Genomic DNA, 24,078 nt, shown 5'->3' on the forward strand with positions numbered 1-24,078 from the left:
TCAATCACCGGCCTCGGACAGTCGCCGAGGGGTTTTCCCGGAGCGCCCGGACGGGATCCGGTGCGGTGGCGAGCAGCCGCTGGATCGGCTTCAGGACGGCCTGCACGCTGACCAGCCGGGCGGCGACGTCGCGGACCACGGCCAGCAGCCTGCTGCGCCGGAACATCATCCGGGCCAGCACCCGGGAGTTGTCCTGGGCCGCCTCGACTCGCGGGCGCTGGGCGCTCTCGTACCGGGACAGCAGGTCGGGCACGGCCAACTGCCGGCCGTCGATGATCATCCTGGCCAGCACCCAGGCCGACTCCATCGCCATCCCGGCGCCGATCCCGGCGGTCGGCAGGAAGCCGGCGCCGGCATCACCGAGCAGCACGGTACGGCCGGTGGCCCAGCGCTCCGCCCGGCAGTCGGTCAGCGGCCAGTAGTACGGGCTGGGGTCGGTCGCGATCGCGTCGAGGACCCGGTCCATCCGCGGGCTCACCGTGCCGAGTCGTCGGCGCACCGAGGCGGTGAACGCGGCCGGCCCGGCCTGCAGGTCGTCGACCGGCCCGCCGAGGATGGCGCCGAACCGGTCGGCGACCGGGTAGACGCCGAGGAAGAACCCGGCGCCCCAGAGTTCCTCGCCGAGGTCCGGTTCCTGGTCCGACGGTGCCCAGGCCACCCAGCCCGCCCAGTGGGTGTCGACCGTCTGCACGGCGAGCCGGGGCCGGATCAGGTCCCGGGTGGTGGAGTGCAGCCCGTCGCAGACGATCACCAGGTCGAAGTCCAGGTCGGCCGGTCCGTCCGGCGTGGCCAGGGTGACCCGGACCTCGTCCGGGGTCTCGGTCAGTGCGGTCACGGTCGTACCCGGGGTGACCTCGCAGCCGTCCCGGGTGAGCACCTCGAGCAGCGCGCCCCGGCTGATCCCGCGGTAGTCGCCGTACTGGTCGAGGACGGCGGCCATCGAGTCGATCCGGAGCCGGCGCCCAGTGTGGCCGTACAGCCCGTAGCGGGACAGCGGCACGCTCGCCGTCCGGTAGGCGTCCCGTACCCCGAGGTCGTCCAGCACCGGATCGACCATCGGCATCAGGGCCAGCATGTAACCGGGATGCCCACGGTCGTGGCCGCGCTCGACCAGGACCGGAGTGTGGCCGGCCCGGCGGAGCAACGTGGCCACGGTCACGCCGGCGATGCCGGCTCCGACGATCAGGATCCGAGGCCCTCGGCTCCGCTGCTCGGCCTGCTGTCGGATCGACACCGTACGGAACACGAACGCCCTCCTCGGACTCTCTGGACCACCTGGTCCAGAGCCACGGTAGCACGCTCTGGACCGGGTGGTCCAGGGAGCGCTACGCTGCGCCCATGACGGACGCGTGGGACCGGATGACGCCGGAGCGGCAACGCGGACTGATCCGGGTCGCGGCCGCCGAATTCGCCTCGGCCGGCTACCAGGGCGCCTCGCTGAACGCGATCATCCGCCGCTGCGGACTGAGCAAGAGCTCGTTCTATTACGTGGTGCCCGGCAAGCGTGAGCTGTACGACCTCGTGATCCGGGAGCTGTCCGCCGACCTGGCCGGACGGATCCGGATCCCGCGACCCGAGGACCTGGCGGGACCGGCGTTCTGGCCGGAGCTGGAGGCGTTGTTCGACCGGCTGCTCGCGGCCGCGGCGGAGGACGAGGGCTCGACCGCGCTGGGCCGGATGATCTACGGGCCGGGGCCGGGGCCGGGCGAGGCGGCCGGGACGACCTGGACCGGGATCGAGGGCTGGATCGGCGAGGTGCTCCGGGTCGGCCGCGAGTCCGGCGAGGTCCGCGACGACCTGCCGCCGGCCCTGCAGCGTCGGCTGGTCTTCGCCGTGCTCCGGGCGATGGACGAGTGGAGCCTGACCGAGGCCGACCCCGGCTCGACTGAGTTGGGCACCGTCGCCCGGGCCCAGTACGACGCGATCCGCCGGCTGTTGCGGAACGAATCCGAGAAGTCCGGAACTTCTCCGTGACGATCCGTGTCGCGCGACGTCTGTCCAGGTGTACGGACACAATGATTCCGAAGGTGTCCGGTCGCCCGAGAGGAAACGGTGCAGATGAGCGAGACAACGAAGAACCTGCCGGCCACCGGCGAGGAGCGGCGCCAGGCGGACGGTGCCGTTGCCCGGGCCGAGACCGAACCGAAGCAACTCGACGAGCTGCACACGGAGTTCGGTGACACGACCATTGCGGAGGCCGTGGTCCAGAAGATCGCCGGGATCGCCGCCCGCGAGGTGCCCGGCGTCTACGCGATGGGCAACATCGCGCGGCGCACGCTGAACAACCTCACCCAGCGGATCCCGGGTGGCCAGCCGAACGTGACCGGCGGAGTCGCGGTCCAGAAGGGTGAGCGGGAGACCGCCATCGACGTGTCGATCGTCGTCGAGTACGGCGCGCAGATCGTCGAGGTGAGCCAGGAGATCCGGGAGAACGTGATTCGCGCGGTCGAGACCGGAACCGGCCTCAAGGTGGTCTCGGTCGACGTCGACGTCACCGATGTGCACCTGCCCGAGGACGATGCGGAGCCTGCGAAGGGGTCCGGCGACGACGAGCTCGCCTGATCGACCAGTACTCGGCCCGGGAAGTCACTACGGGGACCTCCCGGGCCGGACCAATCGAAGGGAGACCGGACATGTCCCGAACCACGATCGCGTTGTTCGTCGGCCTGGTGTTGGGGGTGACGGCGGCGTTCGGCGGCTTCGGGGCGTTCCTGATCGTCGCGGTGTTCGGCGGGCTCGGCCTCGTCGTCGGGCTGGTGCTGGACGGTCGGATCGACCTGCCCGCGCTGCTCGGCCGCGCGACCGAACGCCGGTAGTGGCGTGGCGAGCACAGTGGCCGTCCCGCCGGTCGACGACCCGCGGACCCGCGGCCGGCTGACCATCCCGCAACGGGTGGTGCAGCGGATCGCCGCGCAGGCGGCGTCAGAGATCTCCGCGGCCGGTGGCCGCTCCGGCGGACTGCTCGGCCTCGGCGGCCGGGCCGAACAAGGTGCGCGGCCCAAGGTGACGGCCAACCTCTTCAGCGACTCGGTCGAGTTGGCGATCGAACTGGCGCTGGACTATCCAGTGTCGCTCCGGGCGGCGGCCGGTCAGGTCCGGGCGCACGTCGCCGACCGGGTCCGGACGCTGACCGGCGTCGCCGTACACCGGATCGATCTGACCATCGTCGCCGTCGGCCTGGCCGACCGTTCGGAGCGGGAGGGACTGCGATGACCGCGAAATCACCGCGGCTGCGCCACCGGCCCCGGCGCAGTGTTCCGGCCGGCCTGACGGCGCTGGTCCTGGCCGCTGTGGGCGGCCTGGTGCTGGTCAGCGGGGCCCTCCGGCTGGCGACGGGCGCCTGGCCCGAACCGGCGGGCTCCGTGCTCGGCTTCCTGACGGCGACGCGCTGGGGTTCGACGGTCTGGCTGGCGATCAGCGCCGGGGTCGTGCTGGTCGGGCTGATCATGATCATCGCCGCCGTGAAGCCCGGCCGGCTGAACGCCGCGCGGCTCTCCGTCCCGGAGCAGTCCGGCGGTCCGGAGCTGGAAGTCGTGATCTCCCGCCGTGGCATCGCCCGGCTGGCCGCGGCGCGGGCCGAGCTGGTCGACGGCGTCGATGCGGTACGGGCTCGGGCCGACGCCAGGTCGGTCCGACTGACGATCGGGACCGCGACCGAACACCGTGCGGAGCTGCGGGCGGCCGTCACCGACGCCGTCCGGCAGGCGTTGACCCGGACCGGGGTCACCCCGGTGCCGCGGGTCTCCGCGTCCGTCACCACCAGGTCGAACTGAACTCGGGCGGGAGGATCGAATGAGCAATCGAGCTACCGGCGTGAACCGGTTCTGGCTCTGCGTACTCGGGTTGATCTTGGTCGCCTCCGGTGCGATCGGGGTGGCGATCGCCACTGGCTGGATCCGCTGGATTCCTGCGCCGGTTGAGTTTCCGGCGGTCGACTCGACGGTCCTGCCGGGGCCCGTCGGTGATCAGTCCGTCGTGCTGATCATGATCGGCGTCGGTTTGTTGATCATGCTGGCCGGGATCGCGTGGTTGGTCCGGCAGGTGCCGCGATCGGGATCGGTCAAGCCGTTCCGGCTGCACGACGACCCCGCGGACGGGATCACCACGGTCGACCCGGCCGTGATCGGCGACGCGGTGCGGGGCCAGCTGGAGTCGTTCCGCGGCGTCGCCGCCGCTACCGTACGGCTGCGCGGCTCGGTCCGGCATCCCGAACTCACGATCAAGATCACGGCCGACGAACGGGCCGATCTTGCCGAACTCCTGGAGCGGGTCCGGACCAAGGCGGTGGCGGACCTCGAACTGGCTTTGGACGCGACCGTGACCCGGCTGGCGATCCAGGTGGAGATCGATCGGGTCCGCGGCGGCGTAGCCGAGATCAGGATGTGACCGTTGATCGAGGAACTGGAGCAGGCCGCCACGGAGGACCGGCTGGCCGGCCTGGACGAGACGACGATCGTGGTCCGGGCTCAGGACGGCGACCTGGCGGCCTTCGAGTCCTTGATCGACCGCTATCAGCGACCGCTGTTCCGGCTCGCGGTACGGATCCTGAGGGACCGTGAGCTCGCCGAGGACGTACTCCAGGATTCGCTCATCGCGGCCTGGCGGAAGCTGCCCACGCTGGAGCAACCGGGAGCGGTGCGGACCTGGCTGTACCGCCTGATCACGTTCCGCAGTCTGGACGCGCTCCGTCGTCGCCGGGAGACCGCCCCGCTGGACGAGGAGCGCCAGTCCGGGGGCGCCGGGTCCGGCCGGGACCCGGCCGAGTTGGTCGAGCACCAGGAACACTGGAGGCAGTTGCAGCAGGCCGTGGGCGAGCTTCCGGCGCAGACCCGGGTCTGCTGGATCCTCAAGGAGATCGACGGTCTCAGTTACGGCGAGATCTCCGAGGTGATCAACCAGCCGGTCAGCACCGTCCGTGGTCGGATAGCCCGGGCGCGGCAGCAGCTGGCGGAGAGGATGGCGTCATGGCGCTGACGGACCGTGGTCGCGACCTGGCCGAGAAGCTCGCCTGTGGACGCTCGCTGGACGAGGTCTGGCAGCGGATCGCCGGCCCACCCGATGATCATGAAGAGTCGTGCCCGTACTGCGGCGAAGCGCGGGAGCGACTGGCCCGGCTGCACCGGGCGACCCGAGAACTCACCGACCACGAGGCGAACGACCCTGCCATGGACGTCAGCCCGAACCTGAAGGCCTCGATCCTCGACATCGCCCGGACCGAGGTCCGGCGGAGCCGGCTGCTGCCGCTGATCCAGCCGGACGATCGGGATTCCGCGGAGGCCGATCAGCTGACCGTCAGCGAGCGGGCGCTGGCCGAGCGGATCCGGGCCGCCGCCGACGGTGTGCCCGGCGTGCACTCGCGGCGCTGCGCGGTCGACCTCGATCTGGCCGAAGACTCGGAAGGGACGGACGGGGCGGAGCCGGAGCGGGCGGAGGAGACCGGGCCGAGCGACCGGCCGGCGCGGGTTGCGGTGTCGCTCCGGATCGCGGTCAGTTCCCGTACCGTCATTCCGGAGGCCGTCGCCCGGGTCCGTACCGCAATCGTCGAGGAACTCACCCGGCGCACCGGCCTGGTCGTGTCCATGATCAACATCACCGTGGAAGACGTCTACGATGCCTGACCTCGACCCCACCGATCCCGGAGCCGCCGGTCAGGCTCCGGCCAGCCGGGCGGAACTCTCCCGCGCGGCGGCCGAGGCCGTGCTCGCCGTACCGGGCGTGTCCCGGATCGAACCGGACCTGCGGCAGGCGCTGCGCAACCTCGGCCGCGGCGTCGGCGACGGACTGCCGATGATCAAGATCGCCGACCGTACCGATGTCGCGGTCGAGATCTCCGTGACCGACCCACGCACCGCCTACCAGGTCGCGCAGGACGTCCGGGCCGCGCTGAGATCCTGCCTGACCCGGCTCGGACACCAGCCCGGCAACGTCACCGTCGCCGTGCTCGGCCTGAGCTAGCGGGATCAGGCCTGGTTGTCCTCGTAGTAGCGGACCAGGTCCGGGTCGAGCTCGGGAATCGGCAGGCAGGAGTTGTCGCCGCGGATCGACTCGGTGGCGAGCAGCGCGGCGGCGACGGCCTGACGGGCCGCGATCGGTGAGGTACGGGTCTCGCCTCCGTCGGTGACGAACCGGAGGAACTCCGCGATCATCACCGGGTCCGCACCGCCGTGGCCGCCGCTGCCGCCGCCGATGATCATGGACTCGTCCGGCTCGGCCGAGCCCATGTGCCGCCGGTTCCACAGGCCGATCTGATCACCCGGGCCGTCGCCGAAGTTCTCCACCCGGCCCTCGGTGCCGATCACCGTGTAATTGCGCCAGTAGTCGGGCGTGAAGTGGCACTGCTCGTACGAGGCGAGCACGCCGTTGTCCAACCGCATCTGCATCATCGAGATGTCCTCGACGTCGACCACCGGATTGAGCCCGGTCAGCGACGCCGGCGGCCAGTTGTCCAGGCTGAACCACTCGCCCATCCGCTCGCCGGTACGGTCCCGGCGGTCGGTGATGTCGCCGTAGACGGACAGCGAGCCCATGGCCGAGACGGCCGTGCTGTAGCCGCCGGCCAGCCAGTGGATCACGTCAAGATCATGAGCGCCCTTCTGCAACAGCAGCCCGGTCGAGTAGCGCCGGTCGGCGTGCCAGTCCTTGAAGTAGTAGTCGCCGCCGTGGCTGACGAAGTGCCGGCACCAGACCGCCTTGACCTCGCCGATCCGGCCCTCCGTGATCAGGTCCCGGAGCTGGGTGATCACCGGCATGTGCCGCATGTTGTGCCCGAGGTAGAGCCGGGTCTTGTTCTCGTACCCGGCGCGCAGGATCGCGTCGCAGTCGTCCAGCGTCGTCGCCATCGGCTTCTCGCAGAACACTGCGATGCCGGCCTCGAGCGCCGGCACCGCCACCGAACGGTGGGCATGATCAGGAGTGGTCACCAGCAGCGCGTCGATGCCGGACTCGAGCAGGCGACCAAGATCATCGGTGACCACGGCGTCGGGCAGTGCGGCGGCCGCGTCCCGGCGGCCGCGTTCGCTGGTGTCGCAGACGACGGTGACCTCGACCCCCTCGGTCCGCTGGGCGTGCTTCCACAGCCCCGCCCGCTGACCGAACCCGACGACACCGATCTTGAGAGCCATGCTGGTCCTACTCCCCTCGTGGTTGGGTGGAATCCCGGACGAACAGCGTCCAGGGAAACTCGTGCAGCCGACCCGGCGAGTCGTCCTCGCCGACCGCGCGGGCCCGGATGATCTCGGCCAGCTGGTCGAAGAAGTCGGTCGGGCCGACCGTGGTCAACGCCGGATCCATCTGCTCGCTCTCCCGGGTGTTGCCGACCCCGGCCACCGCGACATCCTCGGGAACCCGGAGCCGCAACCGTTGCGCGGCGTGGATCGCACTGATCGCCGCGAAGTCGGTGGTCGCGAAGATCGCGGTCGGCCGGTCCGGCAGCGTGAGCAGCCGCATCGCCGCGGCGTAGGCGCCGGCAGCGTCTCGCGGATAGACCTCGACATAGTCCTTGCGTACGTCGATCCCCGCCGCCGCGAGCCCGGCCGTGTAGGCGTGGAAGCGATTCGTCTTGGTCCGGCGGGTCGTCGCCGTCAGGCAGCCGATCTTGGTGTGCTCCCGGGTCAGATGATCGACGACCATCCGGCTGGCCGGCATGTCGGCCGATCTGATCACGTCGAAGTCGTTCGGTTCCAGCCGCTCGTCGAAGATCACCAGCCGGTGACCCGCGGCCGCCAGGTCGGCCAGCCGTTGCCTGGCGTCGGGTGAGGCGGGCACGAAGTCCAGGAACGCGGCGTCACAGGGCTGGCGCTGCAGCACCGGCTGCCAGTCGTCGTCGGCCATGATCAACGTGGTGAACCCGTGCGGCAGCAGGGCTCGGTTGACCGCCTCCGCGACCGCCTGCGACCAGGGGTCGGACAGCATGGTCAGCGAGAGCAGGACCACGCCGGTCTTGCCGGTCCGCATCGAACGCGCGGCCGGATTGGGCCGGTAGCCGAGCCGCTCCGCCGCCGCCCGGACCCGCCGCGCCGTCTCCTCGGACACGCCGGCCGATCGCCCGGCCCGGCCGGACACGACGTACGAAACCGTCGCCGTGGAGACTCCGGCCTCCTCGGCAACCGTGCGCAGAGTCGCCCGCCCCGTGCGCCGCGCCTTCGCGTCCATCCTCGGCTCCCTGGTCCTATGCTCGTCCGGCGGTCATTCTGTCACCGGCGACTCGACCGGAGGCAGCGTCCTCCCCAAGATGTTAAACGATTAACGCCATCCCCCTCCGCCGACCGGTCACAAAAGCAGCGTTTTCTGCGGCGTGTCGCGGCTGGAGTGATGTCTCACGATGTGGGTGCGGGGTGCGGGGTGCGGGGTGCGGGGTGCGGGGTGCGGGGTGCGGGGTGCGGGGTGCGGGGTGCGGGGTGCGGGGTGGCCGGGGTGTGAGGCCTTGAAGTGCCGGGCGGGATGGGGAGCGTGGAGTGCCCGGCGGGATGCGGGATGCGGAGCGTTGGTCGGGGTGCGGGTGCGGGTGCGGGGCGGATGATGTGAAGCCCGGAGTCGCTGCTGAAGTGGCCGGTCGTTGGCGGGGTCATGGGGCCCCGGCTTCTGCGGCGGCCGTGACGTTGTCGACAACCCCGCGACCTTCACCGGACTCGAAGTGGGAATGTCGACAACCCCACGAGCTTCACCGGACTTGAGGTGGGAATGTCGACAACACTGCAATCGTCACCTGACCCGAGGCCGGGCGGGATAGGGGAGCGTGGAGTGCCCGGCGGGATGCGGGATGCGGAGTGTTGGTCGGGATGCGGGGCGCGGGGTGTCCGGGGGATCTGAAGCCTGGAGTCGCTGCTGAGGTGCTCGGTCGATGGCGGGGTGATGGAGCCCAGCTCCGGCGTGTCCGTGACGTTGTCGACAACCCTGCGACCTTCACCGGACTCGAAGTGGGAATGTCGACAACCTTGCAATCTTCACCGGACCCGAGGTCGGGCGGGATAGGGGAGCGTGAAGTGCCCGGCGGGATGCGGAGCGTTTGGTCGGGATGCGGGGCGCGGGGTGTCCGGGGGATCTGAAGCCTGGAGTCGCTGCTGAGGTGCTCGGTCGATGGCGGGGTGATGGAGCCCAGCTCCCGCGCGGCCGCGACGTTGTCGACAACCCGCGACCTTCACCGGACCCGAAGTGGGAATGTCGACAACCCTGCAATCTTCTTCGCGCCCGAGGCCGGGCGGGATAGGGGAGCGTGGAGTGCCCGGCGGACGCGGGATGCGGAGCGTTGGTCGGCGTGCCGGGCCGCGGGTGTCCGGGGATGTGGAGCCTGGAGTGCCGGGCGGGATGCGGGTGTGGAGTCGTGGGCCGGATGGAGTGCCGGGCGGGATGCGGGTGTGGAGTGGTGGGCCGGATGGAGTGGCGGGCGGGATGCGGGTGTGGAGTGGTTGGGCCGGATGGAGTGGCGGGCGGGATGCGGGTGTGGAGTGGTTGGGCCGGATGGAGTGCCGGGCGGGGTACGGGTGTGGAGTGGTGGGACGGATGGAGTGCCGAGTGCCGGTCGGGGATGTGGGTGCGGAGTGTTGTGGGCGGTGTCGCCCGGCTGCCGGTTCTGCAGCCCCGGCCGTGCTGCGACCCCCGGCATGCGGGCCCGGTCGCGTGTAGAAGATCAGAAGTCCGTGGGGATCGGAGCTCGGCGCCCGCGGGCGCCGGAGTCGCCGCTGGACGATGTCGCGGTGTTGCCCGGCCGCACGGCCTCCTTCCTGGCTGGCGGCAGCGCGATCAACACGTTGCCGGCCGCGATTGCGATCATTCATTCGGTTGTGTCGGCTCGACACCGCAAGCGGCGACCCGGCCCGCCAGCCGGCGCGGTGTGGGTGTCCCGCACGCTGGTCCCGCTGGAGCGGGTGGATCGTGCATCGATTCGCCCCGGCCGGCGCCCGTTCCCATGCGGCTGGCGATGATCGAGGCGGCCGGGCACGGCTCGCTGGGTTGATGGTGAGGTCACGCTCCGGCGTACACAGAGTTCGCCGGCCGACGGGGTCGGGTCGGCCGTTGCAGGCATAGGGCGGACGGCGGCAGAGCTACCCGCCGTGCGGACCTCGGGTCCACTTCCCACCGGATCTGTTGACATGGAACTGAGTTCCAGATGAGGCTTGATCATCGGAGCGGTGGCGGGGAGGCGATCATGTACGGATTCAGGCGTCGGTTCGGGATCGGGATCGCGGCGGTGGCCGCGTTGGTGCTGGCCCAGGCGGTGATCACGGCGGGGCCGGCCATGGCGGCGGAGACGGCGGCGCCGCGGACCTTCGACGCCGAGCCGCTGGGGCAGCCGCCGGCGGGGGCGACCGTCCAGGGTTCCGTCGCGGTGGTGACCAAGCTCGGCGGTACGGGGCGCGCGGTGCAGCTGACCGACAACTCGGCGAGCCTGCAGACCAAGGCGTACTTCCCGGCACCTGCGGTCAATTCGCGGCATTACGAGTTCGATCTTGCGGTGACCGCCTGGCAGACCGCGAGCGTGTTCGCGATCCGGGGCAGCGGGGACAACGCGGGGCTCGGTGTGTTCCGGTTCATGATCACGGCGAACGACACGTCGACCGTGCTGTCGGTCTACGACGGCACGGCGTGGCGCACGCTGGCGACGGAGCCGATCGGCATGCGGAACACGTACCGCAGAATCAGTGTCGACGCGACGGCTGATCATGCCGCGGTGTCGCTGAACGGCAACCGCCACTCGACGACGGTCAAGGCTTCGGCCGGCTCGCCGATCACCGGCATCGAGTTCGTCTCGGCCGGCACGGCGCCGACCGGGAGCGCGGCCCAGCTGGACAATCTGATCATGTATTCGACGGTGGTCGCGCTCGATCCGACCGGCACCCAGATCAGATTCCCGGACGTCACCAAGCTGCAGAACGGCACGCTGGCCGTCGTGTACGACAGCGGGGCGGCGCACACGAACGCGAACGAGGACATCAAGTTCGTCACGTCGTCGGATGGCGGCGTCAACTGGAGCACCCCGCGGGTGATCGAGGACGGGATGTTCGGGACTCAGCACTACGACGCCCGGGATCCCAAGATCAGCAGGCTCTCCGACGGTACGTTGCTGGTCAGCTTCTTCGTGACCGAATGGCTGGCCGGTGGTGCCAGCAAGCAGCACGGCACCCACGTGATCAGGTCGGCGGACAGCGGGGCGACCTGGAGCGAACCGGCCGAGGTCGATTCGGCGATGGACCCGGACGTCTCGGGCGGCTGGAACGCGAGCCACGGTGCGGCCGTTCAGCTGCCCAACGGCGACGTCCTGATTCCCTTGTACGGAAAGGTTCCCGGCGACGCCACGTCAAGGGCGACCGTGGTCCGCAGTACGGATGGCGGGCGGACGTTCAACCGGGCGAACGAGGTCACCGTCGGGTCCGGCGGCGACGTGAACTACCAGGAGCCCAACCTGTCGGTGCTGCCGGACGGCTCGCTGGCCTGCTTGATCAGGATGGCCTCGTCCTCCGGAGCCGGGATCCCGGCCCGGCTCAGCCGCTCCAGCAACGGCGGCCAGACCTGGTCGGCGCCGGCGGTCACCGACATCAACGCCTCGTCGCACCATCAGCTGGTCACCTCGACCGGCGCGATCCTGCTGACCTGGGGCGCGATCACGCCGTCCACGCGCCCGACGTACGGCCAGTTGATCACGAACCCGGCCGGGTCCTGGGACGGCATCGGCGAGATCCGGCTCTACGACACCACCCGGGGTGATCAGGCCAACCCGAGCAGCGTCGAGGTGTCGCCCGGACGCTTCCTCACCCTCGGGTACGACGTCAGCCGGCGCACCCTGACCGCGGTGTTCAGCACCGTCGCGGACTATTCCTGAGGGAGCAGCAGGACCTTGCCGAGGTTGTCGCCGGACTCCAGCAGGCGGTGAGCGGCGGCGGCCTCGGCCAGCGGGAAGGTGGTCTGCGGGGCGGGGCGGATCCGGCCGTCGGTGATCATCGGCCAGACCCGCTCGGCGACCCGGGCACAGATCGCGGTCTTCTCCTCGACCGGGCGGGGACGCAGCGAGGTGGCGTGCACCTGACCGCGCTTGGTGAGCAGCCGGCCGAGGTCGAGGGTTCCCTTGCGGCCGCCCTGGAGTCCGATCACCACCAGCCGGCCGGCGGTGGCGAGCAGCCGTACATGATCATCGAGATAGCTGCCGCCCATGTTGTCCAAGATCACGTCCAGGCCGGCGCCGCCGGTGATCGACTCGGTCGCGGCCGGCCAGTCGTCGCGGTACGACAGCGCGTGATCGGCTCCGATCGAGCGGCAGTAGTCGAGCTTGTCCGGCGAGCCGGCCGTGGCGGTCACCTCGGCCCCGAGCGCCTTCGCGTACTGGATCGCGAAGGACCCGATCCCGCCCGCGCCGCCGTGCACCAGGAAGCGTTCGCCGGCCCGCAGCCCGACCAGGTCGAGATTGGCGAGGACGGTCGCGGCCACCTCGATCAGGCCGCCCGCGGTGATCAGGTCGACGCTCTCCGGCGGCCGGACGACCTGGCCGGCCGGCGCGACCACGTACTCCGCATAGGCGCCGCCGGCCAGCAGCGCCACACAGGCGTCGCCGACCGCCCAGCCGTCCACGTCGGGACCGAGGGCGGCGATGGTCCCGGAGCACTCCAGCCCGATCAGCGGGCTCGCCCCGGGCGGCGGCGGGTAGTGGCCCTGACGCTGCAGCAGGTCGGCCCGGTTCACCCCGATCGCGGCGGTCTTGATCAGGACCTCGCCCGCAACCGGCGCCGGTCGTTCCATCTCGGTCGGCCGCAGCACCTCCGGCCCGCCCGGCTCCGTCACCTCGATCGCCTGCATGAGGTCAGGCTGTCACACACGACGGTTGTCCCGACCATTAGGATCGACGATGGTCCGCCGGGCGCAGCTCGGCGGCCGGGCGAGGTCGCATAGTGGACTAGTGCAGGCGCCTTGAAAGCGCCCGAGCGGGAAACCGTTCCGTGGGTTCGAATCCCACCCTCGCCGCCAGACTCGAGTGGTGGCCTAGGGTTAGCCCCATGGGTGAGCAGGATGCGCGGGCCGCCAGCCCAAGAACCGAGATGCACCTGCTGGCCCCGAGGCCACCGATCAGGGCGTACGCCATCGCGGCCGGAGCCGCCGTCGTCGGGACCGGCCTGATCGTCGCCGGTACGGTCAGCACGCTGCAGGTGGTCTTCGTGATCGGCGTGATCGTGCTCGTGCTGGGCGTCGCGCTGGCCCTGGTCGCGTTGATCATGGTGCTCCGGCTGTCCACGACGGTGATCATGGACCGGGACGGGCTCGAGGTGCGCCGGATCGGTCACCGGCAACGGATCCCGTGGGCCGACATCACCGCCGTGAAGGCGACCCGGCACCACTTCGTCGTCGTCGCGAACTCCGGCGGCACCGAGTTCGTCAACCCGCGCGACGGCGAGGACAAGACCGTGATCGCGCTGATGACGGCGATCCGGGATCGGCTGGACGCCAACCGCGGCTACGGCAGCTGACCGCCGCGGTCAGCCGTCGTACTTCGGCTTCGCGGTCGCCGCGATGTCCGGCCGGAACCCGCAGGAGTCGCCGGCGTCCTCACTGGCTTCGGTCGACTTGCTGCTCGGCTTGTCCGACTCCGGATCGGCCGGCTCCTCGGACTGCTGCGGCGGATCGGTCTGCTGGGTCTCGGGATCGTCCGGTTCCTTGGTGGTCTCCGGATCCTCGGGTTCCTTGCTGGACTCGGGATCGCCCGGCTGCGGGTCACTCGGCTTGGGCTTCGGCTTCTCCTTCTCGGTCTCGCCGATCGACTTCCGTACCTGCTCGCGCATCAGTTCGAAGTCGGGCCGGTAGACCAGGAAGCCGTTCTTGCCGTGCTTGAAGACCAGGCTGCGGAGGTTGCCCTTCTGCGCCCGGCTGGCCAGCTCGACCATCGCCGGCAGCATCTCCTGCGGCACGTCGGTCTGGACGATCTCCTTGCCGGCCTTGGCGATGTCCTCGTAGCGGGTCAGCAGGGTGCCCGGGTTGGCCTGTTTGACGATCGCGTTGATCACGCAGCGCTGCCGGTCCATCCGGCTGAAGTCGTCGTACCCGAACCGGCCGCGGGCGTACCAGAGGGAATCCTTGCCGTCGAGGTGCTGGCTCGGACCCGGGGTGAGGAACTCCTTCGGCGGGATGCCGGCATCCTTGTCGCCGCCCTTGGGGATGTAGAAGTTGACGTTCAGGGTCAGCCCGCCGAGGGCATCGATCAACTGCTCGAATCCCTTGAGGTTGACCAGCACGTAGTAGTCGATCTTGAGTCCGATCGCCTCGCCGACCGAGATCTTCACGACATCGGCGTTCAGGTTGTCGGTCTCGCCGAGGACGTCCTCCGGCACATTCGACGGTACGTTCTCGTACATCGCCGTCAGGCAGTACTCAAGATCGTTCGGGTCGCCGTTGGTGAAGCCGTCCGGGTAGTACTCGTGCAGCGGCGAGTCCTCCGGGAACGGCATGTTGGCCGTGCACCGCGGCAAGCTGATCAAGGTCGTGTTGCCGGTATGGGTGTCGATGCTGGCGACCATCACCGTGTCGGTCCGGATGCCCTGCCGCTTCGAACTCCCGTCACCGCCGAGCAGCAGGACGTTCAGCCGCTTCTTGTCCTTCCACGGGTCGTTCTGCCCGCCCTTCGGGTCGAAGCTCGGCCGGGTCGCGCTCTTGTTGTCCTCCTGGCGCTTGAAGACGTTCGCGACCAGATCGGCCTGGTCGTAGCTGTACCGGGCCGCGACCGCCATCGGGGCCGCGACCGCGAACGCGAGTACGCCGACCAGCAGCCCGCCGAGCACCCGCTGCGGCTGGCTCGGCAGATTGCGCAGCGCGAGGTGTGAGGCGATCACGACCACGACCCAGGCGAGGCCGATCACGACCGCGATCACGGAGACGATGTTGAGCGCCTCCGGCGTGACGGCGATGCTGGCCAGGCCCTTCGGATCGACGACGGCCCACAGGCACAGGGTGACCAGGCCCATCACGAACACGCCGAAGACGGTGAAGCCCGCCTTCTTCCGGCCGGCTGCGATCAGGCCGGCGCCCGGGATGATCGCGCCGAGGATGGTGAACAGGACGGTCCGCCGGAAGTCCGGGGTGTCCATGGTGCGGCGGTTGCGCCGGTTGCGTGCTGCCGTACGGCTTCGCGGGGACTGACCGGGGCGAGGCGACTGACCGGAGCGAGGCGACTGGCCGGAACGGGGGTATTGGCCGGAGCGGGGCGGCGGGGTGCGGCTGCCGGAGCGGGGCCGCGACTGGCCTTGCCGATTCCGCGGTGGCCCGGCCGGGCGGGATGACGCGGGCAGGTCCCAATGCCACTGATCCTGCTCATCCACCACCGAACCTGACCCCCAAAACCCTCACTCAACGACTCCGAGACCCGACCAGCCTAGGCGGTCGGAACAGCACTGTGGCCGCACCCTCCGTCACGTCCCACAGACCGCAACTCCCGGGCGACACGGCACCTGTCCAACGACACTTTGCTTCGTGAGGTTCCCCATCGGTACTCTTGGGCGGTCTCGGCGGTGCCGAGTCAGGAGGCGTCGCCTAGTCCGGTCTATGGCGCCCGCCTGCTAAGCGGGTTGAGGGTTCATCCCCTCTCGCGGGTTCAAATCCCGCCGCCTCCGCCCTGTGAAGAGGGTTGGCCGGGCGACTCCAACATCTTGGGGAGTCGCCCGGCGCCCATGAAGGCTCGGTGACGACGATGCCGTGGTGGGCCGAGCTGCTGATCGGGATCGCCGTCGCGCTGCTCGCGGTCTGGCTGCTGCTGATCCTCGTCCTGTTCGTCATGAAGCCCGATCGCACCGTGGTCCGGGAGGGTCTGCGGATCCTGCCCGACCTGATCAGGTTGCTGAAACGGCTCGCGACCGATCCGGATCAGCCCACCGGGATCCGGGTCCGGCTCGGCCTGTTGATGGCGTACCTCGCGTTCCCGATCGACCTGGTCCCGGACTTCATTCCCGTCCTCGGGTACGCCGACGACGTGATCATCGTCGTCGCCGTCCTGCGGTCCGTCGTCCGCCGGGTCGGGCTCGGACCGCTGCGCGAGGCCTGGCCCGGGACCGACGCCGGCTTCGCCGCACTCTGCAAGGCCGCCGGGCTGAGGAGTTAGCGGGCCTTCACCACAGGCCGAGCCCTTCGACGACGAGCGCGGCGGCCGGCATCGGGGGTGCGGGGCGGCGGTCGATCAGACCGTCCGGGGTCGGCTGGTCGGTGCGGAGCCGGATCATCGAGCGCCAGCGGAGCGCGTCGGGGAGGGCGTCCCGGACGCGGTCACCGATCCGGCCGGTCAGCCGGCCGGAGCTCGGCAGGTCGTCGATCGTCAGGCCGCCGGCGAGCAGTCTCGCCGCGGTGACCGTACCGACGCCGTGGACGCCGCGGATGCCGTCGGACGGGTCGCCGACCAGGCTGGTCCGGTCGCACCACTGGCCGGGCCGGACCCCGTAGCGGTCCTCGAGTTCGGCCTCCACGATGGCTCGGTGTCCGGGCTTCCGGGCCGTGTTGAGGATCCGGGTGCGGCGGCCGAGGAGCTGGTAGAAGTCGCGGTCGCCGGACATGATCCAGGCCTCGCGGCGCGGGGTCGCCTGCCGGCAGACGGACAACAGGGAGGCGATCAGGTCGTCGGCCTCGGCCGTGTCGAGGCAGAGTCTCGGCAGCCCGAGCAGATCGAGGCCGCGTTCGACGTCGGCGAGCGCCCGGATCGGGGCCATCGCCTCCGGATCGGTGGGCCGGTGCGCCTTGTAGTCCTGGTCGATCGCCGTCCGGTCGGCCCAGGCGTTCTCGCCGTCGAAGACGACCACGATCTCGGGCGGTACGTCGAGCTCGCGGACCGCGACCCGGAGCAGGGCGAAGAAGCCGAACACACCGGTCAGATCGCGGGTCTTGTCGCGGCTGGTGATCCGGGCCGGGAAGCCGTACCAGGCGCGCCAGAGCAGATTGTGGCCGTCGACCAGGAACAGTGGGGGAGTCATCGGGCATGCACCCATCTCTCGCTCATGATCCGCTGAGCCGAGACGGGCGGGTCGCACCGGACACGGTGCGGTGATCCAATCGGACCTTCACCGTACGATCTCGCGCCGACAACCCGAGCGCCGACGCGCCGCGTCACGACAGGAGCCGCGGCGGACTGCCCTGGGGGAGCAGCATGACCCGCCCGGCCAGCGCGTCGTCCTCGATCAGCCGGAGGACTGCCGCCGTGAAGTCGGACAGGGGAATCGGCGGCGGGTCGGTGGCGCGCTCGGCCGGGCTGACCCGTTCGGTCGCCACCCAGTCGGGCACCAGGCAGGCGACCCGGGCCGGCGCCACATCGGCCAGCGTCGCGGTGAACCTGATCAGCCCCGCCTTCGCGGCCGAGTACTCCGGCGACGGATGCGGCCCCAGTCCGAGGCCGGCGGTCGAGGCGATGTTGACGACCACCCCGCCCTCGGCCCGCATCCCGGTCAGCGCGTGCTGGGTGGCGCGCATCGGGCCGATCAGGTTCAGCGTCAGCAGCCGCTCCCACTCCGCGGCCGAGGCCTCGGGGAAGTGCGGCGGCAGGTGACCGCCGCCACCCGCGTTGTTGATCAGAAGGTCCGGCCGGCTGGTCTCGATCAGGTCGGCGGTCTGTTCCGCGTCGGTCAGGTCGGTGGCGACGAAACGGCATCGTTCCGGCCCGGCGCGCTCGACGGTCTCCCGTCCGCCCGCCTCGTCGACGTCGGCCACCACGACCTGCGCGCCGCGCTCGGCCAGCGCGATCGCCGTCGCCCGTCCGGTACCGATCGCACCTCCGGTGACCACGGCTCTGCGTCCCTGGATGTCCATACCCTCTGGCTATCAGGGGCCACTGACAGTGAGCTCAGTCGCCGGCCACTCGGCGTACGGAGGCGGCGTGCAGGTCGACGGCTTCGGAGTAGAAGCCGACCAGTTCGGAGCAGATCGGGCGCCAGCCGCGGTCGATCACGCTGGCCCGGGCGGCCCGGCCGAAGGCGTCGCGCTTGGCGTCGTCGCCGACCAGGTCGCGGACCCGGTCCCGCATGATCATCAGTTCGCCGGGCGGGTAGAGCCAGCCGGTCCGGCTGTGGTCGATCAGGTCCAGCGGGCCGCCGGCGGCGGGGGCGACGACCGGTACGCCGCTGGCCATGGCCTCCTGCACCACCTGACAGAACGTCTCCGATTCGCCCGGCGTGACCAGGACGTCCAGGCTGGCCACGGTGCGGGCCAGGTCGTCGCCGTGCAGCATGCCGGTGAAGGTCGCCTCCGGCAGCACGGTGGCCAGCCGCCGTCGCTCGGGGCCGTCGCCGATGATCACGAGCCGTACCCCGGGAAGATCACGGAGCACGGCAAGATCATCGAGCTGCTTCTCGGCGGCCAGCCGACCGACGAAACCGACCAGGCGTTCGCCGTTCGGCGCCAGCCGGTTGCGCAGGTCAAGATCACGAAGCTCCGGCCGGAACCGGTTCGAGTCGACCCCGCGGCGCCACATCCGGAGCCTGCCGATTCCATGATCACCCAGCGCGGTCAACGACGCCGAGGAGGGTGCCAGGGTCAGCGTGGCGCGGGTATGAATGTCGCGGATTCGCTTCCAGAGCAGGCGCTCGGCGTGCCGGAAGCCGGACCGGGCGGCCAGTCCGGGGACGTCGGTCTGATAGACCGCCACCGTCGGTACGTCCAGCGCCTGCGCGGCCAGGACTCCCCGCCAGCCGAGCAGGAACGGCGACGCGAGGTGCACCACGTCCGGGGCGAAGTCACGCAGCGGTGCGACCACCGGAGCGAACGGGCCGCCGGCGACACGTACCTCCGGATAGATCGGCAGCGGCAGGGACGGGATGGTGATCACCGGCGCACCGGAAACGATCATGGGGACGCCGGCCGGATCGGCCGGCGCGATGACGACGGCCTGGTCGCCCCGTTGCTGGAGGTGTTCGAGCACCCGGAGCACCGAATGCACGACACCGTTGGTCTGCGGAAGGAAGGACTCGGCGATCAGCGCGACCCTCATGTGCCGAGCCTTGCCGCCCGGGCAGACCGCCGGGCAACGCCCGCGTGACGTGTCGGAAACGACCGCCGGTCCGTTCGGCGACCTGCCCGCTCCGGAGCGCCGGTGGAGCGGGTGTGTCGGAGCGCGGGACGGAGTCGCGGGGCGGGCGGCGGACCGGGGAGCCGGGCACTACGGTGTTGCCCATGCGTGAGGCATTCCAGACGGAACAGGCGCCCAAGCCCGGGGGCAGCTACTCCCAGGGCATCGCCGCCGGTGGCTTCTACTACACCGCGGGGCTCGGCCCGATCGACCCGGCGACCGGACAGGTCGTCGGCGAGACGATCGAGGAGCAGACCGCGCAGGTGCTGGACAACCTCGAGGCGATCCTGGCCGCGGCCGGTCTCGGCTGGGGCGACGTCGTGAAGGTGACGACCCACCTGCAGGAGTTGCACCGCGACTTCGCCGGCTACGACAAGGTGTACCGGAGCCGGCTGGTCGAGCCGTACCCGGTGCGGACCACGGTCGGGTCGCAGCTGATGAACATCCTGGTCGAGATCGATGTCGTCGCCGTCCGCGCCTGAGTCCGCGGCGACCGACCGTCGCACACCGGGCAGCACGGCCGGGCTGGAGCAGACAGTCGCCGAGCACGCCGAGGTGGTGCTGGACTGGCGGGCCAAGGGCTTCGCCGGCGCCGGGATCACGGTCGGCGACCTGCGCGCGTCGGGTCGCCCGCTGTCCTCGCTCGGTTCGCCCCTGATGATCATCGACCGGTCCGCGACCCAGGCCAACATCACCGGGATGAACGCCTGGTGCGCCGAGCACGGCGCGGTGCTGGCGCCGCACGGCAAGACGACGATGGCACCGAGTCTCTGGCTGGACCAGCTGCGGGCCGGCTGCGTCGCGATCACGGTCGCCAACGCGTTCCAGCTCCGGGTCGCGCGGGCGGTCGGGGTGCCGGACGTGATCGTCGCCAACGAGCTCGTCGACCCGACCGAGCTGGCCTGGATCGGCGCCGAGCTGGACCGAGACCCGAGCTTCGGGCTGGTCTGCTGGGTCGATTCGGTGGCCGGTGTGCAGCGCATGCAGCAGGCACTCGCCGGCCAGGGCACCCGCCCGCTGGACGTCTGCGTCGAGGTCGGCGGAGTCGGCGGCCGGGCCGGCGCCCGTGATCCGGAGACGGTACGGGAGGTCGCCGAGGCCGCCGTCGCCGCGGACCGGCTGCGCCTGGTCGGGATCAGCTGCTACGAGGGGGCGGTGCCGGGGATCGGTGCCGACGCCGACGGGCTGGCCATCGTGGACGCGTTCCTGGCCGAGGTCGCCGAGATCCACCGCGGGCTGAAGGACCTCTACCAGGACGACCGAGTGCTGGTCACTGCCGGCGGCAGCGCCCACTTCGACCGGGTCGCGGCGGCGTTCGCCGGGCTCGGGCCGGAGGTCGACCTGGTGATCAGGTCCGGCGCGTACGCCGTGCACGACGACCTGCACTATGCCGAGGTGACGCCGAGCACCCGCGGGGCCGGACCCGAGCTGATCCCGGCGATCAGCACCTGGGCGACCGTGCTGTCCCGGCCGGAACCGGGCCGGGTGATCATCGACGCCGGTCGCCGGGACGTGCCGTTCGACCAGGATCTGCCGATCGTGCTGGAGGCCCGCCGGCGCGGTGATCATGGTCTGGTCCGGATCGAACCGGGGCCGACGACGGTGATCAGTCTCAATGATCAACACGGGTACGTCGACGTTGCGGCGGACTCCGAGCTGGCGGTCGGTGACCTGGTCCGGCTCGGCCTGTCGCACCCGTGCACGGCGTTCGACAAGTGGCGGGTGATCGGGGTCGTCGATTCCAACGATGCGGACGATCCGTCGGTGGTCGATGCCGTACTGACGTACTTCTGACCCCGAGCAAGGGAGCCTGATCATGATGACCACGCGTACGGTCCTGCGTGGGGGCCGGGTGGTGAGCGACGGGGGCTCCGCCGAGGTCGATCTGGCGATCGTCGACGGCACCATCGAGCTGGTCGGCGAGGTGCCGTCCGGGCCGGATGATCATGAGGTCGACTGCTCCGGCCGGTTGATCATGCCGGGCCTGGTCGACGGGCACACCCATGCTGACGGGCGGGTGTTCGACGACGAGGTGGCGTTCGCCCTGCTGCGGCAGGGCGTGACGACCGTGATCGCCGGGCAGGATGGTGTGTCCTACGCCCCGGGTGACGGCAGTTACGCGACCCGCTACTTCGCGGCGATCAACGGCGCTCACCCGACCTACCGCGGCGGCGGGGTCGCTGCTCTGCTGGCCGGTTACGACCAGGCCACGCCGATCAACGTCGGCTATCTGGTGCCCGCCGGAACGGTCCGTGAGCAGGTGATGGGGCTGCGGTCGGGCCGGCCGGCGCCGGACGAGTTGATCGCGATGCGGGACCTGGTGGCACAGGGAATGGCGGCCGGTGCGCTCGGTCTGTCGACCGGGCTCGACTACACCCCGGGCCTGTTCGCCGACGCGGACGAACTGGCGTCGCTGTGTCGGCCGGTCGCGGAGGCCGACGGTGTGTACGTCAGCCACCTGCGTGGGTACGAGGAGGACAGCCCGGCCGGGCTCGCCGAGTTGATCAAGATCTGCGAGACGAGCGGGGCCCGCGGACACGTGTCCCACTTCCACGCCCGGCCGGAGTTGATGTTCGAACTGCTCGACGAGGCTGCGGCGAGAATTGATCTGACCTTCGACTGGTATCCGTACTCGCGCGGCTGTTCGGTCCTCGGGATGGTGCTGCTGCCGCCGGAACTGCTGGCCGAGGGGTTCGATGCGACGACCGCAGCGATCTCCACGCCGGCCGGCCGGACCGCGGTGATCGAGTCCTGGCTGCCCCGGCTGGTGGCGAAGGAACACCTCGGCGCGACCTGGGCGGACAAGCTGGCGCTGGCCCACATCGCGGCGCCGCAGTACGGCTGGGCGCACGGCCTGACGCTGTCCGAGGCGGCCCGCCGGGCCGAGGCCGAGCCGATGGACCTGGGGCTGCGGATGCTGGCCGCGGCCGATCTCGAGGTGAGCGTCGTGATGCGCACCCAGTTCGACCGCGGCGACGACGACCTGGCCCGGATCCTCACCCATCCGGCCCAGCTGACCGGTTCGGACGGGATCTTCATCGGCCGCAGCACCCACCCGCGCGGCTGGGGCACGTTCGCCCGCCTGATGGAGGTGTTCGTACGGGAGCGCGGCGACCTCACCTGGTCCCAGTTGGCCGAGCACAGCAGCACCCTGCCGGTACGGGCGTTCCGGCTCGGCCGGCGCGGCGAGCTCAGGCGCGGCGCGGTCGCCGACCTGTTCCTGCTCGATCCGGCCCGGATCCGCGACAACGCGACCTATCCGGCTCCGCGCCGGCCGGCCGACGGGGTCGACGACGTCTGGGTGGCCGGCGAACGCGTCCTGGCCGACGGGCAGCTGACCGGGATCCGGTCCGGACGGGGCATCCGCCGCGGTTGACCTCTGCTTCGTGGGAAATCGATCAACCATCCGGGATTGATCTGATGTATTGTGGCGATTGCCGTGAGAAAGGACATCATGTCGCGCATCGCCTCCCGTCGGGTCCTGGACGTCCGGTTCCCGACCTCGCTCGAGCTTGACGGCTCGGACGCGGTCAACGTCGACCCTGACTACTCCGCCGCGTACCTGACCCTGACCACCGACGCCGGCGACTCCGGCTACGGGCTGGTCTTCACCGCCGGGCGGGGCAACGAGGTGGTTGTCGCCGCCATCGAGTCCGCCGTCGGGCTGCTGCCGGACGTCGAGGTCGAGTCCCTGCTGGACGACCTCGGAGCCACCTCGAGGGCCCTGGTCCACGACTCCCAGTTCCGCTGGATCGGTCCGGAGAAGGGCGTGGCGCACATGGCCGTCGGTGCCGTGCTGACCGCGCTCTGGGACCTGAAGGCACGCCGCGCCGGCCTGCCACTGTGGGAGCTGATCGCGAACCTGACTCCGGAGGAGTTCGTCGCCGCGGTCGACTTCTCGCACCTGCGCGACGCGATCACCGAGGACGAGGCGCTGGAGATCCTGCGCCGGGCCGAGCCGGGCAAGGCGGAGCGGATCGCCGAGCTGAAGCAGACCGGGTTCGCCGCGTACACCACCTCGGCCGGCTGGCTCGGCTACAGCGACGACAAGATGGTCTCGCTGGCCAAGGAGGCGGTCGCCGACGGCTTCGAGTTGATCAAGCTCAAGGTCGGCGGTTCGGTCGAGGACGACGTACGGCGGATGAAGCTGGCCCGGGAAGCTGTCGGTCCGGACATCAAGATCGCGGTCGACGCCAACCAGAAGTGGGAGGTGCACGAGGCCGCCCCGTGGATCAAGGCGATCGGCGACCCCGACATCCACTGGATCGAGGAGCCGACCTCGCCGGACGACGTGCTCGGGCATGCCCGGATCCGGCGCGAGGTGGCGCCGATCAAGATCGCCACCGGCGAGGCCGTACAGAACCGGATCATCGTCAAGCAGCTGCTCCAGGCCGGTGCGATCGACATCCTGCAGATCGACTCGACCCGGTTCGCCGGGCCGAACGAGAACCTGGCCAATCTGTTGCTGGCCGCGAAGTTCGGGGTGCCGGTCTGCCCGCACGCCGGCGGCGTCGGGCTGTGCGAGCTGGTGGTGCACTTCTCCTTGATCGACTACGCGGCGGTCTCGGCGGACCGGGAGGGCCGGGTGATCGAATTCGTTGATCATCTGCACGAGCACTTCGTCGACCCGGTGGTCGTCGAGCGCGCGCACTACCTGGCGCCGGCCGCCCCGGGTGCCGGTGGCGAGATGCGCGAGGAGTCCGTCGCCCGGTGGACCTACCCGGACGGCCCCGGCTGGGCCGAACTGTTCGAGAGCGGCGCCTTCACCCGCTGACCGGGGGAGCCCGGTTCCCCCGCGGTGGGGAGCCGGGACTGGTCGGGCTGGGACAGACTCGGCCGGATGAAGCTGATCTTGATCACGGCGGCCGTGCTGGCCGCGTCCATCCCGAGTGTCGCTGCTGCCGTACCGCCGGAGACCGCGGTGATCGGCACCGCCGGAATCCGGATCGAGGAACCGGCGTCGACGTTCGACTTCCGCGTCCAGGCGACCGGGTCAGCCTCGCGATCCGGGACGGCCGGCCGGACCTGATCGGTGCGGCGTTCCAGGACCAGGCGCGCAAGTGCCACGG

At 70.6% G+C, this 24,078-nt stretch carries 26 protein-coding genes and 2 tRNA genes; 19 read left to right on the forward strand and 9 right to left on the reverse strand.

What is annotated here, in order from left to right:
• Positions 1-4 precede the first annotated feature (4 nt).
• Positions 5-1,246 carry an FAD-dependent oxidoreductase gene (locus tag ACFQU4_RS06600; RefSeq protein WP_377488401.1) on the reverse strand — a complete coding sequence of 414 codons (1,242 nt, stop codon included), beginning with the start codon at positions 1,244-1,246 and terminating at the stop codon, positions 5-7.
• 92 nt (positions 1,247-1,338) lie between these two features.
• On the opposite strand from ACFQU4_RS06600, the gene ACFQU4_RS06605 reads away from it, so the two are divergent.
• From ACFQU4_RS06605 to ACFQU4_RS06645, 9 genes are all read left to right on the forward strand, one after another.
• Entirely contained in the window at positions 1,339-1,974 is a 636-nt protein-coding gene (locus ACFQU4_RS06605; protein ID WP_377488404.1) for a TetR/AcrR family transcriptional regulator, read from the forward strand.
• Positions 1,975-2,058: 84 nt separating this feature from the next.
• Complete coding sequence (locus ACFQU4_RS06610; RefSeq protein ID WP_377488407.1) at positions 2,059-2,562, forward strand: Asp23/Gls24 family envelope stress response protein; 504 nt, start codon at positions 2,059-2,061, stop codon at positions 2,560-2,562.
• A gap of 71 nt (positions 2,563-2,633) precedes the next feature.
• On the forward strand, positions 2,634-2,816 hold the full coding sequence (locus ACFQU4_RS06615) for a hypothetical protein (RefSeq protein WP_377488410.1): 183 nt from the start codon (positions 2,634-2,636) through the stop codon (positions 2,814-2,816).
• 4 nt (positions 2,817-2,820) lie between these two features.
• Positions 2,821-3,213 carry an Asp23/Gls24 family envelope stress response protein gene (locus tag ACFQU4_RS06620; protein ID WP_377488413.1) on the forward strand — a complete coding sequence of 131 codons (393 nt, stop codon included), beginning with the start codon at positions 2,821-2,823 and terminating at the stop codon, positions 3,211-3,213.
• A complete protein-coding gene (locus ACFQU4_RS06625) occupies positions 3,210-3,773 on the forward strand; it encodes a DUF6286 domain-containing protein (protein WP_377488416.1) in 564 nt (187 codons plus the stop codon). Before ACFQU4_RS06620 ends, ACFQU4_RS06625 begins: the two co-directional genes overlap by 4 nt.
• A 19-nt stretch (positions 3,774-3,792) precedes the next feature.
• Positions 3,793-4,386 carry a hypothetical protein gene (locus ACFQU4_RS06630; protein WP_377488419.1) on the forward strand — a complete coding sequence of 198 codons (594 nt, stop codon included), beginning with the start codon at positions 3,793-3,795 and terminating at the stop codon, positions 4,384-4,386.
• A gap of 3 nt (positions 4,387-4,389) precedes the next feature.
• Positions 4,390-4,974, forward strand: coding sequence for an RNA polymerase sigma factor (locus ACFQU4_RS06635; protein WP_377488422.1), 585 nt, complete (start codon positions 4,390-4,392; stop codon positions 4,972-4,974).
• Positions 4,965-5,618 carry an Asp23/Gls24 family envelope stress response protein gene (locus tag ACFQU4_RS06640; protein WP_377488425.1) on the forward strand — a complete coding sequence of 218 codons (654 nt, stop codon included), beginning with the start codon at positions 4,965-4,967 and terminating at the stop codon, positions 5,616-5,618. The genes ACFQU4_RS06635 and ACFQU4_RS06640 overlap by 10 nt, the downstream gene beginning before the upstream one ends.
• Positions 5,611-5,955, forward strand: coding sequence for a hypothetical protein (locus ACFQU4_RS06645; RefSeq protein ID WP_377488428.1), 345 nt, complete (start codon positions 5,611-5,613; stop codon positions 5,953-5,955). Before ACFQU4_RS06640 ends, ACFQU4_RS06645 begins: the two co-directional genes overlap by 8 nt.
• A gap of 5 nt (positions 5,956-5,960) precedes the next feature.
• On the opposite strand, the gene ACFQU4_RS06650 is transcribed toward ACFQU4_RS06645, so the two are convergent.
• The 3 genes from ACFQU4_RS06650 to ACFQU4_RS06660 all read right to left on the reverse strand — a co-directional run bounded on the left by ACFQU4_RS06650 (position 5,961) and on the right by ACFQU4_RS06660 (position 9,769).
• Entirely contained in the window at positions 5,961-7,121 is a 1,161-nt protein-coding gene (locus ACFQU4_RS06650; RefSeq protein WP_377488431.1) for a Gfo/Idh/MocA family protein, read from the reverse strand.
• Positions 7,122-7,128: 7 nt separating this feature from the next.
• The gene (locus ACFQU4_RS06655) at positions 7,129-8,151 is read right to left on the reverse strand and encodes a LacI family DNA-binding transcriptional regulator (RefSeq protein WP_377488434.1); all 1,023 of its coding nucleotides are present in this window, start codon (positions 8,149-8,151) and stop codon (positions 7,129-7,131) included.
• Positions 8,152-9,625: 1,474 nt separating this feature from the next.
• Entirely contained in the window at positions 9,626-9,769 is a 144-nt protein-coding gene (locus ACFQU4_RS06660; protein ID WP_377488437.1) for a hypothetical protein, read from the reverse strand.
• Between the two features lie 375 nt (positions 9,770-10,144).
• On the opposite strand from ACFQU4_RS06660, the gene ACFQU4_RS06665 reads away from it, so the two are divergent.
• Positions 10,145-11,815: a sialidase family protein gene (locus tag ACFQU4_RS06665; RefSeq protein ID WP_377488440.1), complete on the forward strand. Its 1,671-nt coding sequence runs from the start codon at positions 10,145-10,147 to the stop codon at positions 11,813-11,815.
• Here ACFQU4_RS06665 and ACFQU4_RS06670 read toward each other — a convergent pair.
• Entirely contained in the window at positions 11,806-12,783 is a 978-nt protein-coding gene (locus ACFQU4_RS06670) for an NAD(P)H-quinone oxidoreductase (RefSeq protein ID WP_377488443.1), read from the reverse strand. The genes ACFQU4_RS06665 and ACFQU4_RS06670 overlap by 10 nt on opposite strands.
• A 78-nt stretch (positions 12,784-12,861) precedes the next feature.
• On the opposite strand from ACFQU4_RS06670, the gene ACFQU4_RS06675 reads away from it, so the two are divergent.
• Together ACFQU4_RS06675 and ACFQU4_RS06680 are read left to right on the forward strand one after the other, a co-directional pair.
• A tRNA-Ser gene (locus ACFQU4_RS06675) sits at positions 12,862-12,951 on the forward strand.
• A gap of 29 nt (positions 12,952-12,980) precedes the next feature.
• Positions 12,981-13,448 carry a YcxB family protein gene (locus tag ACFQU4_RS06680; protein ID WP_377488446.1) on the forward strand — a complete coding sequence of 156 codons (468 nt, stop codon included), beginning with the start codon at positions 12,981-12,983 and terminating at the stop codon, positions 13,446-13,448.
• A gap of 9 nt (positions 13,449-13,457) precedes the next feature.
• On the opposite strand, the gene ACFQU4_RS06685 is transcribed toward ACFQU4_RS06680, so the two are convergent.
• Positions 13,458-15,059, reverse strand: coding sequence for an LCP family protein (locus ACFQU4_RS06685; protein WP_377488449.1), 1,602 nt, complete (start codon positions 15,057-15,059; stop codon positions 13,458-13,460).
• Positions 15,060-15,490: 431 nt separating this feature from the next.
• On the opposite strand from ACFQU4_RS06685, the gene ACFQU4_RS06690 reads away from it, so the two are divergent.
• Together ACFQU4_RS06690 and ACFQU4_RS06695 are read left to right on the forward strand one after the other, a co-directional pair.
• A tRNA-Ser gene (locus ACFQU4_RS06690) sits at positions 15,491-15,581 on the forward strand.
• A 77-nt stretch (positions 15,582-15,658) separates the two neighbouring features.
• Positions 15,659-16,066 (forward strand): YkvA family protein, encoded by a 408-nt coding sequence (locus tag ACFQU4_RS06695; protein ID WP_377488802.1) that lies wholly within the window; start codon positions 15,659-15,661, stop codon positions 16,064-16,066.
• Between the two features lie 7 nt (positions 16,067-16,073).
• On the opposite strand, the gene ACFQU4_RS06700 is transcribed toward ACFQU4_RS06695, so the two are convergent.
• The 3 genes from ACFQU4_RS06700 to ACFQU4_RS06710 form a co-directional block, all read right to left on the reverse strand.
• Positions 16,074-16,925 (reverse strand): 5'-3' exonuclease H3TH domain-containing protein, encoded by an 852-nt coding sequence (locus ACFQU4_RS06700; protein ID WP_377488452.1) that lies wholly within the window; start codon positions 16,923-16,925, stop codon positions 16,074-16,076.
• Between the two features lie 133 nt (positions 16,926-17,058).
• Positions 17,059-17,730, reverse strand: coding sequence for an SDR family NAD(P)-dependent oxidoreductase (locus tag ACFQU4_RS06705; protein ID WP_377488455.1), 672 nt, complete (start codon positions 17,728-17,730; stop codon positions 17,059-17,061).
• A 58-nt stretch (positions 17,731-17,788) separates the two neighbouring features.
• Positions 17,789-18,931: a glycosyltransferase family 4 protein gene (locus ACFQU4_RS06710; protein ID WP_377488458.1), complete on the reverse strand. Its 1,143-nt coding sequence runs from the start codon at positions 18,929-18,931 to the stop codon at positions 17,789-17,791.
• A 182-nt stretch (positions 18,932-19,113) separates the two neighbouring features.
• Between ACFQU4_RS06710 and ACFQU4_RS06715 the strand changes: the two genes are divergently transcribed.
• The 5 genes from ACFQU4_RS06715 to ACFQU4_RS06735 all read left to right on the forward strand — a co-directional run bounded on the left by ACFQU4_RS06715 (position 19,114) and on the right by ACFQU4_RS06735 (position 24,038).
• Positions 19,114-19,491, forward strand: a complete 378-nt coding sequence (locus ACFQU4_RS06715) for a RidA family protein (protein WP_377488462.1) — start codon at positions 19,114-19,116, stop codon at positions 19,489-19,491.
• Positions 19,469-20,803 (forward strand): amino acid deaminase, encoded by a 1,335-nt coding sequence (locus ACFQU4_RS06720; RefSeq protein WP_377488465.1) that lies wholly within the window; start codon positions 19,469-19,471, stop codon positions 20,801-20,803. The genes ACFQU4_RS06715 and ACFQU4_RS06720 overlap by 23 nt, the downstream gene beginning before the upstream one ends.
• 22 nt (positions 20,804-20,825) lie before the next feature.
• Positions 20,826-22,385, forward strand: a complete 1,560-nt coding sequence (locus ACFQU4_RS06725) for an amidohydrolase family protein (RefSeq protein ID WP_377488468.1) — start codon at positions 20,826-20,828, stop codon at positions 22,383-22,385.
• A gap of 78 nt (positions 22,386-22,463) precedes the next feature.
• Positions 22,464-23,783, forward strand: coding sequence for an enolase C-terminal domain-like protein (locus tag ACFQU4_RS06730; RefSeq protein WP_377488471.1), 1,320 nt, complete (start codon positions 22,464-22,466; stop codon positions 23,781-23,783).
• Between the two features lie 66 nt (positions 23,784-23,849).
• A complete protein-coding gene (locus ACFQU4_RS06735; protein ID WP_377488474.1) occupies positions 23,850-24,038 on the forward strand; it encodes a hypothetical protein in 189 nt (62 codons plus the stop codon).
• Positions 24,039-24,078: the final 40 nt, after the last annotated feature.

This window comes from Microlunatus sp. GCM10028923, assembly GCF_042666975.1.
GTDB lineage: Bacteria > Actinomycetota > Actinomycetes > Propionibacteriales > Propionibacteriaceae > Microlunatus.